The sequence below is a fragment of the Nocardia thraciensis genome, assembly GCF_054782435.1.
Genome location: NZ_BAAGSM010000030.1, coordinates 1 through 14,488, shown reverse-complemented (window position 1 = coordinate 14,488; position 14,488 = coordinate 1). Strand labels below are relative to the sequence as shown.

Sequence of the window (14,488 nt, the reverse complement as noted above, 5' to 3'; positions counted from 1 at the left end):
GGACACAGACTTCCCGGGGGAACAGAGTCTGTTCCCCCGGGAAGCATGGTTCCGAGGCGGTTACCGGCAGGCGGGCCCGGCGTCGGCGATGTAGGTGCCGTTGGCCGCCAGGCGGGCGTTCGGCGACAGCAGCACGTCGGCCTCCAGTTGCCGAATCTGCTTGGCGGGGGTGCCGTCCGCGCCCAGGCGACGGTCGGCGGGCCGCTCGTACAGCGGGGCGCCGCCGCACATGGCCTCCGCGAACCGCTGCCGTCCGGCGAGCTGCCGCTGCTCGGCGCGGCGCTGATACTCCTCGCGCCGCTGCGGGTCGATGGCCTGGATGAACGCCTGCGGATGCACGACCGCCAAAAGCCCTGACACGTGCCCGAATCCGAGCGAGGTGACCAGACCGGCCTTGAGCGCGAACCGATCTCCGAACCGCAGCGGCTCGCGCGCCCACACCAGGTGCGGGTACTCCCGCATCTTGTCGTCGACGCAGTCGAGGCTGCGGTTCGGCGGGATCACGCCCTGCTCGAGCACCTGGCACAGGCCGATCAGCTGGAACGCCGCCGCACCGCCCTTCGCGTGCCCGGTGAGCGACTTCTGCGAGATCACGAACAGCGGGGCGCCGTCCGTGCGGCCCAGCGCACCTGCCAGCCGCTCGTGCAGCTCGGACTCGTTGGGATCGTTTGCGGCCGTGGAGGTGTCGTGTTTGGACACCACGCTGACCTCGTCCGCCGAGACACCGAGCTTCCGCAGCGCGGCCGCCAGGCGGGACTCCTGGCCGCCGCGACCGGCGCCCAGCGCGCCCAGCCCCGGCGCGGGAATCGAGGTGTGCACGCCGTCGGCGAACGACTGCGCGTAGGCGAGGACGCCGAGCACCGGCAGCCCCATCTCCACCGCGACGTCGCCGCGGGCCAGCAATACCGTTCCGCCGCCCTGCGATTCGACGAATCCGCCGCGGCGGCGGTCGTTGGCGCGGGAGAAGTACCGGTCGCTGATGCCCTTGGCGCTCATCGCCGCCGAGTCCGCGGTGGCCGACATGTCACCGAAGCCGACGATGCCCTCGATGCCGAGGTCGTCGTAGCCGCCCGCGACCACGACGTCGGCCTTGCCGAGCCGGATCTTGTCGACGCCCTCCTCGACCGACACCGCCGCGGTCGCGCACGCCGCGACCGGGTGGATCATCCCGCCGTAGCTGCCGACGTAGGACTGAACCACATGCGCCAGAGCGACATTCGGCAGTGCCTCCTGCAGGATGTCGTTGGCGCGCGGCTCGCCGAGCAGGTTGTCGATGTACAGCGACCGCATCGAGGACATGCCGCCCATGCCGGTGCCCTGGGTGTTGGTGACCAGCGAGGGGTGCACCCAGCTCATCAGCTCGGCCGGGCTGAAGCCCGAGGACAGGAACGCGTCGACGGTGCACACGATGTTCCACAGCGCGACCCGGTCCACCGAGCTCGCCATGTCCGGCGAGATGCCCCACTTGGTGGGATCCCAGCCCTCGGGGATCTGGCCGCCCACGGTGCGCGACAGCTTCGCCTTGCGCGGCACCCGAATCTCGGTGCCCGCCTTGCGCGTCACCTGCCAGTCGCCCGAATCGGCCACCGGCGCGATCACCGTGTGCTCCGGATCGGCGGCGTGGAAGGCGCGGGCCTCGGTCTCGCTGGTGACCGCGAACGACAGGTCCTTGTCCAGGAACACCGACGTCAGCAGCGGCGCGGCGTTGTCGACCATGGCGCCGTCGTCGCCGTAGCGGCGCACGCCGCAGCGTTCCACGACCGCGTCGTGGTAGCGCTCGGCCAGCTCGGATTCCTCGACGTAGTCACCGGATTCGGTGTCGTACCAGCCCGGCTTGGGATCGTTCTCCCAGGTGACCAGGCCGGTCGTCCACGCCAGCTCGAGCACGCCCGCCGCCGACAGCTCGTCCGCGACCTCCATCTCGAAGCGGGTGCGCGCCGAGCCGTAGGGGCCGAGTTCCCCGGCGCCGACGATCACCACCATATCGGCGAGATCGGTTGTCACGGGGCCCCATTCGGGCACCGGCAGCGCCGAGGTCAGCGTCGGCGGCGCCGGGAGCGCCGCGATCACAGCTTCCCCGTCGTTCTCGTCGTTCCGGCTTTCGTCGGAATGACGAGCCGCCGCCTCCTCCGCCTCCTTGGCGAGCGCGGGCAGGTCCAGCTTGGCGCGGGCCAGGCCGCCGGTCAGGTCGATCTGCTGCGGTCCGGTCGCGGTGACGACCCGGGCCCGGCTGGTGCACCACTTGAGCAGTTCGTCGGCGATCTCCACCGTGGACCAGGTGTGCACACCGGCCTTCTCGACGGCCGCGACGAGCGGATCGTTGTGTCCCATCAGCCCGGTGCCGCGCACCCAGCCGATGAGCGCGTGCACCAGCGTGACCCGCTGCGACCACGACTTCTCCACGCGCCATTTGGCGATCACCGCATCGAGTGCGGCCTTGGATTCGCCGTAGGCGCCGTCCCCGCCGAAGATGCCGCGGTTGGGCGAACCCGGCAGCACCACATGCAGTTTCGCGTCCACGTCGTGATCGGCGCCGAGCTTCGACAGCCCGCCGATGAGGCGCTCCACCGACCACAGCAGCACCCGCATCTCCATCTCGGCGCGGGCACCGGCATCGGTCAGATCGCCCGCGACGCGCGGCGCCGCGAACGGCAGCAGCAGCGTCGGCGTCATCGCCGGTTTGACGAGAACCTTTGCGCCACCGGCATTGTCGCTCTGCTCGTTGCCGACCCACTCGATCAGCGCGTCGACGTCGGAGTAGGAGGCCATATTGGCCGGGACGACCCACAGCGCGGCGCCGTGGCGGGCGTTCTCGCGGTACAGCCGCTTGTAGAAGCCGAGCCGGTCGTCGTCGAGCCGGGAGGTGGTGACGATGACGGTCGCGCCGCCGCCCAGCAGGCGCCCGGCGGCCGCGGCCGCGATGGAACCCTTGCTCGCACCGGTGATCACGGCGATATCGGAGGACCAGGAGCCGGGCTCGGCGGTGTCGAGGGCCGCCTCGGCGATCCGCCCGTAGACACCGGCGAGCACCGAACGGGCCTCGGCCATCGCGCGCTGCCGCCACCAGTTCGACTGTGCCGCAACGGCCGCACCGGCACCGAGGTAGCCGTCCACGGGCAGGTCGACCATCTCGGCGTCGTCGCCGAGCCACAGCCGCGCCAGATCCTCGCGGGCGGTGGCCCAGCGGTCGTCGATCAGCACCGCCTTGCGGCCGTCGAACGCAGGCGCGACCAGACGCGGCCAGTCCGAACCGAGTTCGGCCGAGACCAGGTCCACCAGCGAGTCGTCGGTGGCCTCGGGCGCGGACACCTGCTCGTCGAGGCCGAGCTGCTCCAGCACGACCCGGGCGGCGGTGGCGAGCACGCCGTCGCGGCCGGTGATCTGCTCGGTGAACTCGCCGAGCGCGGCCGCGTCGACGGTCGCTCCGCCGCCGCCCCCGGCCGCGGGCAGCGCGACGCTGACCCCGCGCCGCGCGGCGACCGACTGCACGGCGGCGTCGATCGCGGCGTCCACCGCGGCGCCGTCGCCGAGCGCGCCCGACACCAGGCCGCCCAGGTCGCCGCCGCGCACGCTGGCGCCCTCGCGGGTGCCCAGGGAGACCTCGGCGGTGACGTGGTGGGCCCACCCGTCGCCGAGTTCCCACACCTTCTTCACCCGGTCGGCGATCGCGGCGGGCCGCTTGCCGGAGGGGCCGAACACCTTGCGCAGATGGTCGCCGACGGCGTCGGACAGCACCGAGCCGAACGGCTTGTAGGTGCGGGCGAGCCGCTCCACGGTCGCCGACAGCGCGCCCATGTCCGCATCGGCGGCGCCGTCGATGGCGCCCAGCGACAGCTCCGAACCGAGGTCGACCAGCAGCTGGTTACGCCGCGAGGAGACGCCGTCGCAGAGCCCCTCGATGGTGTCCACCGGGCCGATCTGGTCCAGGCGCAGCTTGGTCCACAGGGCGATCAACACGCGGGTCGCGTCGGCGGCGGTGAACGGGATGTCGTCGGGCCGCGGGCCACCGGCCGGGGCCGCCGCGGGGGCGGGAGCCGCCGCGAGCGCCGCGGCGGCGGCCGGAACCTGTTCGGCCGCAGACTCTTCCGGCTCCTCCACCGGCGCCGGATCGGTGTCGGTGGAGTACACGACACCGGCCTCGCGCTCGATATTGAGCACCTCCACCTTGGCGGTGGCGAACTGCGGCAGCTTCAGCGTATTGGTGGCCAGGTTGGCCACGGTCGGCGTGGCGGCCAGGCCGATCTCGACGAACCGCTCCACCGCCAGCCCGCCGTGCGCGGGATCGGTGAACAGCAGGTCCTGGGTCTCGATCCAGCGCACCGGGCTGGCGAACTGCCAGGCCAGCAGCTCGATCAGGACTACTCGGCACAGCTCGCTCGGGCGGGCCGACCAGTTGTCCCAGTTCGCCAGCACCTGTGTCAGCGGCTCCGACGGCACCAGGTCGGCGATCTCGGCGACGAACTCGCGCTCCAGCGAGAACGGCCGCGGCACCAGATTCGGAATGTAGCGCCCGGCAAGGATTTCCGGATGCAGGTCGTCGGGCAGCAGATCCTCGAGCTTGTGCCGGAACTCGGGCACGCCCTTGCGCAGCACGGTCGAGTGGAACGGCACGTCGATGCCAGGCACCAGGACGAAGGCGCGCCTGCCGCCGAATTCCACACGGCGGCGCTCGATTTCGGCCTCCAGCTCCTCGAGGCCCTTGACCGTGCCGGCGATGGCGTACTGCGAGCCGCGCAGGTTCAGGTTGACGACCTCCAGGAACTCGTCCGCACGGGCGCCCACCTCGGCAACGAAGTCGATGACGTCGGCGTCCGGCAACCCGATCTGCGACGGGCGGATGGCGGCCATCCGGTAGTCGCTGCGGCCCTGGGCATCTCGCGGCACCAGCTCGTGCATCGCCGAGCCGCGCTGGAACACCACCTCCAGCACCGCCTCCAGCGGCAGCACCCCGGCCACGGCGGCGAGCGCGTTGTACTCGCCGACCGAATGCCCGGCCAGCATCGCGCCCTCGACGAACGCACCGGCCTCACGCAGCTCGGCCACCTGGGCGACGCCGAGGGTAGCCATCGCGACCTGCGTGAACTGGGTCAGGTGCAGCACGCCCTGCGGGTGGCGGTACTCCACGCCGCGGGCCTTGAGGTAGGTCGGGTTGTCGCGGACCACGGCGAGGATGGAGAAGCCCAGCGCCTCGCGGGTGTGCTTGTCGGCGCGATCCCACACGTCCTTGGCGGCCTTGGACCGCGAACGCGCGTCCAGGCCCATCCCCTTGCTCTGGATGCCCTGGCCGGGGAAGGCGTACACGGTCTTCGGCGCGGCGAGCCGGGCGGTCGCGGTCATCACCAGGTCCCCGCCGGTCCGGCAGGACACCTCGACCAGCTCGTCGCCCCGGTCGACGGCGATCCGCTCGACGCGCACGTCGATCTCCGCGCCCGGGCGCACCATACCGAGGAACCGGGTGGTCCACGCGGTCACCGTCCGCGCGGGCACCGGGGATTCGGGATCGACCGCCGAGACCGCGTGCTGCGCGGCCGCCGACAGCCACATACCGTGCACGATCGGGCTGCCCAGACCGGCCAGGCGAGCGGCGTTGGCGCTGGTGTGAATCGGGTTGTGGTCACCCGACACCGCGGCGAAGGCGCCCATCGCGCGCGGGGCGACCATGCGCACGTCGCGACGGCGACGGCGCGGGGTGTCGGAGGCCTCGGCCGAGACGGTGCCCGCGGCGCGCGGCGGATCGGACAGTTCGCCGTCGCCGTTGCGGCCGCGAATGGCGAAGCGCTCCACCAGCTTTGCCACGATCGGGGTCTCCAGGCCGTGGTCGCGCATGACGCCGACCTCGACCCGCACCTCGACGACGCGGCCCATATCGGTGTCGAGCACCGACGCCGATTCCGCCCGGACGGTGAGCACCGCGGCATTGGACGGCAGCTCACCGACCAGCTCGATCCGGTGGTCCAGGTGGACCAGGTCCAACATGCCCTCGATGACGCTGCGGGCGTCGTCGGTGCGGGTCGCGCCCAGGACGGCGAAGACGGCGGGCCAGCAGGCGCCCACCAGCACGTCGGGCACGGTGCGGCCGATGGTGCTCAGGGTCGGCGGGAGTCCGGAGCCGGTGACACCGGCGTGATCGGCGATCAGGTCCGGAGTCCAGGCGAGATTCACGTGCGCGACGTGAGTTCCGTTGGCGGACTTCACCTCCGGGAGCGACTGCCCGGCCGCGACGGCCAGCAGCGCCGACATCGCGGCCTCGGCGTCGTCCTCCGTGATCACCGGCGCCCCGCCGTTGTACACGGAGGCGGGTACGGTGATGCGAATCCGCACCGCGTCCTCGCCCAGCAGCGGCACCGCGAGTTCCACGTAGGCGTGGTCGGTTTCGGGCCCCTCGGCGGCGCGCAGGGTGGCGCCGGTCGGCGGGTGCACGGCGCCCTTGCCGTTCATGGTCCACTCGTGCAGGTCGCCCAGCCGGTGGATCGGGTTCACGGTGGTGCGGCCGGACCACTGCACATCCGTTGCGGCGAGCACGATGTCGAGCGCGCCCGCGGCCACCTCGACGCGGCGGCGGCCGTCGACCGCCTGCGGGGTGACCCCACCGCGCATCAGCGAGTAGGCGGTGTCCTGCTCGAACCGGTCCAGCAGCTCGCCGACGGGCTCGTCCACGCGGGTGATGCCCGCGACCGACACGGTGCCCGGAATGACGCACACCTGATCGGCGGAGTAGCGCGGATCATGGGCCTGCCACAGCGAATCCGAGCGCCACCAGCGGCGCACGTCGGCGTCTACGACCGGCACGAAGTTCACCGGCTTGCCCGGCGTCTTGCACAGCGCGACGAAGAACGGGACGTCGGCCGGGTGCAGCGCGGTGCCCGCGGCGGCCGGGTACCGCTCCTTCAGCGCGCAGATCGCCCGCACCGGCTGCTCGAACGCGGTGTCGTCGGCGAACAGCGTCGGGATCTCGCCGCGGTCGGCCGGATGCAGCCGGGATTCGGTGCGGCGCATCATCTCCGCGAACCGGTCGCGCCAGGTGATGTCCAGCCACACCGAGCGAGTGGCGTCGGCGATGGCGTCGCCGAGGTCGGTGCCGCAGTCGAAGTCCTTGCGACGGTCCAGCCCGACCGCGAGTTCGACGTAGCGCTCCAGCCACTCCAGGTAGGTCATCGTGGCGACATCGCCGAAATACGGCTTGGCCGTGCGGTCCAGCGCCTCGATGATCTCCGCGCGCCGCTCGGCCACTGCTTCCGCATCGCCCGCCACCTCGTCGAGCAGACGTCCCGTGCGCGAGGCCGAGTTGTCGATCTCGTGGATGTCGGCGCCCAATTGACTACGCCCGGAAGCCATTCCGGCCGCGGCCGTGCCCGCGCCGACCCAGTTCGGGGTGCCGGGGGTGTCCACCAGCAACTGCTTCACCTCGGGCGCCGTGGTGGCCTCCAGGGTGGCCATGGCGGCCGTGCCGACGAGCACACCGTCCAGCGGCATCGCCGGATATCCGTGTGCCACCGCCCATTCGCCGGTCAGATACTCGGTGGAGCGCTCGGGTGTGCCGATCCCACCGCCGACGCAGACCACCACATTGGACCGATTGCGCAGCTCGGCGTAGGTCTCGAGCAGCAGGTCGTCGAGGTCCTCCCAGGAATGGTGGCCACCGGCCCGGCCGCCCTCGACGTGCATGATCACCGGATAGTCGGGAACGGCGTCGGCGATGCGCAGCACCGCGCGGATCTGCGCGACGGTGCCGGGTTTGAACGCCACGTGGGTGATGCCGACCTCGCTCAGCTCCTCGATCAGCGCCACGGCCTCCTCGAGCTCCGGAATGCCGGCGGTGACGATCACGCCGTCGAACGGCGCACCGGCGGCGCGGGCCCGCTGCACCAGTCGCTTGCCGCCCAGCTGCAGCTTCCAGAGGTACGGGTCGAGGAACAGCGAGTTGAACTGCACCGCGCGGCCCGGGTGCAGCAGCGTCTTCAGCTCGGCGACGCGGTCGGCGAAGATCTGCTCGGTCACCTGTCCGCCGCCCGCCAGCTCCGCCCAGTGGCCCGCATTCGCCGCTGCCGCAACGATTTTGGCGTCGACCGTGGTCGGGGTCATGCCCGCCAGCAGGACGGGCGAACGGCCGGTGAGGCGGGTGAAGGAGGTCTCGACCACGACGCGGCCGTTGGGCAGGCGCACCGGCTTCGGCGCGAATGTCGACCAGGCGGGGGCCACCTCGGGCGCCGCGCCCGGCGTAAACAGGCTGCGCTGGCCCGAACGGGTAGCGGCCGGGACCGCGCCGACGCCGGTGCCTTTCAGCGAGCCCTGGGTGAGGCGGGTCAGCAGGTCGCCGGGGCCCAGGTCCAGGATCCACTGTGCGCCCGCGGAAACCACGTCGTCGACGGTCTCCACCCAGTCGACGGGGTCGACCAGGATAGCGCGGGTGAGCCGGGTGGCGAGTTCGGCGTCGATCCCGCACTGGTTGGCCCAGGCCGTCACCAGATCCACGGTGTCGGCGAGGGCCGGGTGGTGGAAGGCGACCTCGACGTCGACATCCTCGAAGACGGGCGCGAACACCGCGCCGCCGCGCTTCTTCGCCTCCCGGTCGCGGGTCTGCTCGTCGTGGATCTCCGCGCAGCGCCGCCGCACCCGATCCAGCTGGGTCGCGGTGCCCGACAGCACCACTCGGCGACGGCCGTTGCGAATCGACATCACCGCGGCGGTGGCCGGATCCACGTCCTGTGCGGCCGCGGCGACCACATCGCGCAGCTGCTCCGGATCCACGTTGGACACCGCGACCATCGGCGACTTCTCGCCCACCGGGATCAGCCCGCGCCGGCGCGCCACCAGGGTCGCCGCGGCACCGATCAGCTGGGCCAGCGCCAGCAGCTCCGCATCGCGCGCGCCGCGGGCCTCGGCCGACTCCGCGGCCAGCAGGCCCTGCGAATGCCCGACGATCGCGACCGGCGCGTGCTCGGCCGCGTCCAGGCCCTGCAGCCGCAGCGCCCGCAGCGCCGCCACCTGCGCCAGAAATACGCCCGGCATGGAGATCGCCGCCGACCGCAGCACCGGCTCCGGCGGCGCGGCCGACACCTCCCCGTCCTCCAGGTCGGCGAGATCGTCCTCGAGCATCCACGCGACCGGGTCGAAGCCGACGGGCCGCACCACCAGCAGCTGCTCGGCCACCGGCTCCAGCGTCGCCGCGGCCTCGTTCACCAGCGCCGTCAGCTCCGGCTCCAGCGCGCTGTCGCGCCCGATCTCCTCCAGCTCGCGCAGCCAGCGCGCGCCCTGACCGCCGAAGGCCAGCGCATAGGCCTCTCCCGCGCGCAACCGGTCCAGCAGCGAGGCTTTCCTCGCCGTATCCGAAGTTGCCCCAACCATCTTGGCGCTCGATCCGGTCTCGGTGCTCTCGTTGATCGTCAAGACGTTCGACTTCCTTCTCGTGGCAGCTCGTCCCTCGGGTGGTCCCTCGTGGGGGCCGCTCCTCCGTGCGCAGGCGTCCCTCGCCCCTGAGGACCTGATGAAATCCGAGGATCGCACAAAATCATGAGGGAATCCTCACGTTTCTCGTCACCCCCTACGACTACCCTCCAGTATTTCGGTACTTCCGTACCAGAATAATCCGAAACATGACCCTCCCTCATGTTTGAAGCCGCTGGTCCGGCCGGTTACACCCCCGAAGGAAAGTTGAGGGTCCCTCATATTGACCGTGATCCAATCGTTATAATCGCAGGTGGGGTTACTCGTGGGTACGAAACGCCCATACGGAACTTCGCGATGCCGGTCAAGCCCGGTAGAGTTTGGACGGTCGTACCATCACGCGCGAGTGGCGGAATTGGCAGACGCGCTGGATTTAGGTTCCAGTGTCCTCGGACGTGGGGGTTCAAGTCCCCCCTCGCGCACAGATTCCCGGCAGATCTGCCGGGTTTGCGTGCCGTGTGTTCGAGCGCACTCGAACACACGGAGGTGACCTGGGGAATGCGCACCCGTTCGAACGCTCGCACCAACCGCGCTTCTCGTGGTGGCACGAGCGCCGTCGAACACTTCATTTCCGCCGTCCGCTGCGTCTACCGGCACGCCGAAGACAGAGGCTGGATTCGCCCCAGCGACAACCCCGCCCGCAAACTCACCTTTCCCGCACGCCGCAAGTCGCACCGCTACGCCATCCCCTCCGACCAACTCGCCGAGATCTGCCAGGTCACCGCGACTACCGGCAACGATCCGGACCTCGATTCACTGCTGCTACGCCTGCACCTCGAAACAGCCTGCCGCCGAAGCGGAGCGCTACGACCACCTCTGGCACCGCGTCGGCCAAGAACTCCCCTGGGTCGCCTCCCAGGGCATCACAACCCATTGGCTCCGTCATACCACCTTGACCTGGGTCGAACGCACCTTCAGCTACGCCGTTGCTTGCGAATACGCTGGCCACTCGGGCAAGACCGGCGGTACGACTACCACGCATGTGAAAGCCGATATTCGCGAAGTTGCAGCAGCACTGGCCGCCCTGACTGGTGAACAACATCCTCTCGGTCGTCAGCCCCTGATGCTGCCGAACCCGCTCAACCGCCTGATGCTCGAACTGGTTTCCACGCGCCACGGCAAGGCGTCGCTCGGCGTGTCGGCGAGACCGACAAAGGCTGCTGGTTGTTCCCAGGTGGTGTCCCCGGGCAGCCGATACAGCCAGCAGCGCTGGGAAAACGACTGCGCCGCCTGGGTGTCTCGACCGTGTCGGCCGCAACACAGTGGGGTTTCGTGCGTGCGGTTCGCGGCAGCCTGGGTGCAGGTGGCGCTGATCGCTACGGCGGCCCGGACGGCGTCGTGCGGACCGACGAGAGGAGGTCGGCGACGGGCATTCCGGTGGAGGACCCGCGCCCGTGGCCGGGCGCGCGGATCGTAGGTTGTCTTACGCTTTCATTCTGTCCATTGCTGTGCGGAGTTGCGCCAGGACCGCTGCCTTGACCTCGGCGGTATCGATCGTGTGTCCCTCGCCGACGCCGACGCCGATGCTGACCTTGATGGACAAGTTGTTGTCGAATGCGGCTGCTGTGTAGTTGACCATGGGTCGCGCGGAGGACTGGTCATCTTCGAGTTCGAAGTAGGCTCTCTCGCCGATGCCTGGGAGAGCGCCGGTGATGCGATTGGTTCCGGTTGCGGTTCCCGCGCTGTTTTCCCAGGCGTTGTAGATGGGCTCTCCTAGGCGGCTACCGGTATCGGGGTCGATGTATTGGAGCTGGCCTTCCATGCGGAGGGTGGCGAATTCCGGCGGGTATCCGGTGCCTTCGTTGAGGGCTGAGCAGCTGACGCCGCCGCCCCCTTGGGCCGTGCTTTTACGTTCATTGTGCTGGGGCTCTCTGGCGGGGTTCTTCGCCCACTGCTCCAGTATCGACACATCGACGAGGCCACACGCGTTGGTTGCCTTGTCGGCGGTGTACATCGGTGTGACATCGCTCTTGGTCTTCTCTGCATGGTCGAAGCCGCTGCCGGTCATCGTGACAGCGATGATCGCCGTAGCCGCGATCAGGACCAGCACGCTGACAGCGGCGAGAATCCAGAGCGGGGTGCTCCGTAGCGACGATTGCCCTGGGTGAGGACGGTTCGGGCCAAGGTAGGACTGCGTCTGGGCGATGCCGTGCGCCGGGTTCGGTGGCTGGGTCTGCTCGCGCTGGTCGGGGGCAGGCAGTGGCGCGGGCTGGTCCGCCGCCGGCGTGGCCGCATTGTTTCGCCAAATCCTCGGTGGTGTGAATTGTGTCGGGTGGCTTGGTGATTGGGTGTCGTTGCCGGGCGGCGGGCGGTGCACGACTGCGGCAGTAGTGAAGACATCGCTCTGTGGACGTGGTGGGCGTCGCCAGCGTAGGGAGATGTAGAAGCCGGTCGTGCACGCGACGATGGCCATCGCGGCGATGGCCAGGATGCCTGCCAGCCCGTAGGAGGAGCGGTCGGTGGTGTTCTGCCACGCCAGTGGTTCGCTGCTGGCGCCGAGTACCGTTTTGCCCTGCTCGCCGGGGGTGGACCGGTCGAAGGATTGGCCCACCGCGTCAGCGAGGCCGCGGTGTTCGTGTTCGAAGGCCGACTGCGTGAGCTGGTTCAGCTGCAGCTGGCTGAAGTCGACACCACCGTGGGTGTAGGTCACCTCGTAGATGTCATCGCCCTGCTGGATCTGTTTGGTGACAGCGAAGTCTTTGTTGTTGCGGTACGAGTCGACGTACTGGTCGTATATTTCCCGCGGTGACCAGAGGTGCAGCGCTGGCCAATCGGTGACGTCCCCGCTATCGATCAGCGATGACAGTGTTCCGTCCGTGCTGTGACGTTGGCGGTACCATTCGGCGGCTACTCGGCTCAGGTATACCTGCCGCAGTTCGGTGAATTCGGGTGCCTGATTGATCGCGTCTTTGACCTTGGGCAGTACGAGGCTCCGGAATGCTGCTTCCAGGCGAGGGTCGGTCACAGGGCAGGAGTTGTCGCCTTGTCCTGGTGCACTGAGATAGTCGCTTTCGGACTTGACGTCCAGCGGTGCGTTGACGATGTAGAGGCCGCCTTGCTCCTCGTACACCTGCGCCGGTAGCGGGACGATCCATTGGCGCATGGACAGGCAGGCATTGTCGAGTGGGTTCGTGGTTCCCCAGAACTGCTGTCCGAGTGGGGAGTCGGGATGGATCAGCGACCCGACGAGTTGTTTCATCCGGAAGTCGGCCTGCAGCAGGATGCGGCCGACGTCGGTGGTTCCCAGCCGGTCGTCGATGATCCTGTCGGGTTCGCCGGGGCCAAGATTGACCCAGAATGCCGAGGGCGGCAAACTCAGCCACACGAAGAACGCGTCCGAGGCGTGGGCCAGCGCGGTGCGTCCCTCAGCGACTTTCGGGCCGGTCGCGGCGGAAGCTGCATCGAACGCGTATTCCAGTGCGCCGCTGTCGTTTTCGGTCAAATAGCGCAATTGCAGGGTGGAGAAATCGATGCCGCCCGGGTCAGCGCCGGGTTCCAGCGCCTGCGTGGCCGGGCCGTGGCCGGGGGCGTCACCGGGGGTGGTGAAACTGCGGTATCCCATCTGGGCCGAGGCGCCTGGGCCGGTAGGCGAATCCCATCGCGTCCATCGGTCGTAAACCTCCATCATGGACTTCTGCGCCGCCGATGCCGGTCTCTTGTCGGTTTCCTCGGTGAGATAGCGCATGTCCCGCAGTTCTGGGAACCAGGCACCGGTCGCGAGGTTTCTCCTGCACTGGGGTTTCGATTGGCAGGGAATCCGTTCGGAGAATCCGATGTTGGGGGTGGTGGCGGCCGGGTTCTGCTGTTTGATCACTTGGGTCCAGTAGTGGTCGGCCACGCGTTCGGAGTGCAGGCCGGTTCTCTTGCGTTCGACGTCGATGGCTAGGTGTTGTGTCACGGTCCATCGGTGACTGGGATGACGGGTGGTCCGCCAGTTGTCGGCCGGATTTCCCTGCGGGTCGACCAAGGGCTGCAGGTGTTTATCGACGACCGACCACCGCCCGGTGCCCGGGTCATCGAGACGATAGATGTCGATGAGCGCGGTGGTGGTGTTGTAGGGGAATTGATTCAGGCTCGGAGCGACGAGGGCGTAGATCTGCCCATTCACCGTGAACTGGAATGCCGCGATATTGCGCGCCCAGGTCACGTATTCCAGGATGGCCGGATCGGACGCGGGGGCCTTCGACACGAGGTCCTCGGTGTGCCGGTACCGGTAGATCAGGGCCGGGATGTGCATCGGGTCGCCGGGGAACACTTGCCGAAGTTCGTAGTCCTCCTTGACCGCCGGAACGGGGGTGGGGGTCGGGCCCGCATGGACCGTCGGGATCTCGGCGCCACTGACCAGCACGACGAGCACAACCGCCAATACAACGCTGAACAGGCGCTGCCAGGAGCGCTTGTTCGCCGGTATCGCGGAGAGGGTCATTGCCATTGCGTTTCCAGGTCCGCCAGGACCCAATGCCACGGTGCCCGGTCGGCCACGGCCGGTGGATCCTGCTCCTCGAGCGGGCGCCACACGCTGTCGACCGCGTCGGCGAGCAGTTGCTCATCAACCTCGGTCAGGCTCAGCACGTTTCGCTGCAGCAGGCCATGGAAGTACACGAACAGCGCGAGCGTCGAGTTGTAGAACGCCACCTCGCCACCCGGCTCCGGGTCGACCCGGCACACATGCTCGGATTCCAGATCGACCGCGAGCGCACTGCCAGCGCTGTCGATACCGAACACCAGATACGCACGCCCGTCGTGCTGGGTCACTGCCATCCGGTGGTCCCGGAAGAAGGTGAATCCGAGCAACGGAACCGTCGGCAACCCGACCGTGGTCAGCAGTTGCGTGGTCGTCGACGGCACGCCCGCCGGAATCAGCTCACCGGAAACAGGCTGCACGTTTCCGCCCCACACGTCCCGGATCTCTTCGGCCGACAACTCCGGCATCGCTGACCCTCCTTCGGTCGCTACGCAGTAGGGGGAGCACCCGCTGTCTCACGCTTTCAGCTTTGCCATAACCCGTCGCGCTTGCGCTTCAGCCAGGGCAGCGGCCTCGGCC

Annotated in this window: 3 protein-coding genes and 1 tRNA gene; 1 reads left to right on the top strand and 3 read right to left on the bottom strand. The window is 69.2% G+C overall.

Going from position 1 to position 14,488, the window contains the following annotated elements; genetic code table 11:
- Positions 1–60: 60 nt before the first annotated feature.
- Entirely contained in the window at positions 61–9,387 is a 9,327-nt protein-coding gene (locus ACYVLQ_RS20190) for a fatty acid synthase subunit beta domain-containing protein (RefSeq protein ID WP_460699064.1), read from the bottom strand.
- 397 nt (positions 9,388–9,784) lie between these two features.
- Here ACYVLQ_RS20190 and ACYVLQ_RS20185 point away from each other — a divergent pair.
- Positions 9,785–9,866, top strand: a tRNA-Leu gene (locus ACYVLQ_RS20185).
- A 1,001-nt stretch (positions 9,867–10,867) separates the two neighbouring features.
- Here ACYVLQ_RS20185 and ACYVLQ_RS20180 read toward each other — a convergent pair.
- Positions 10,868–13,876 (bottom strand): hypothetical protein, encoded by a 3,009-nt coding sequence (locus ACYVLQ_RS20180; protein ID WP_460699063.1) that lies wholly within the window; start codon positions 13,874–13,876, stop codon positions 10,868–10,870.
- Positions 13,867–14,376: an SUKH-4 family immunity protein gene (locus tag ACYVLQ_RS20175; RefSeq protein WP_460699062.1), complete on the bottom strand. Its 510-nt coding sequence runs from the start codon at positions 14,374–14,376 to the stop codon at positions 13,867–13,869. Before ACYVLQ_RS20175 ends, ACYVLQ_RS20180 begins: the two co-directional genes overlap by 10 nt.
- Positions 14,377–14,488 lie beyond the last annotated feature (112 nt).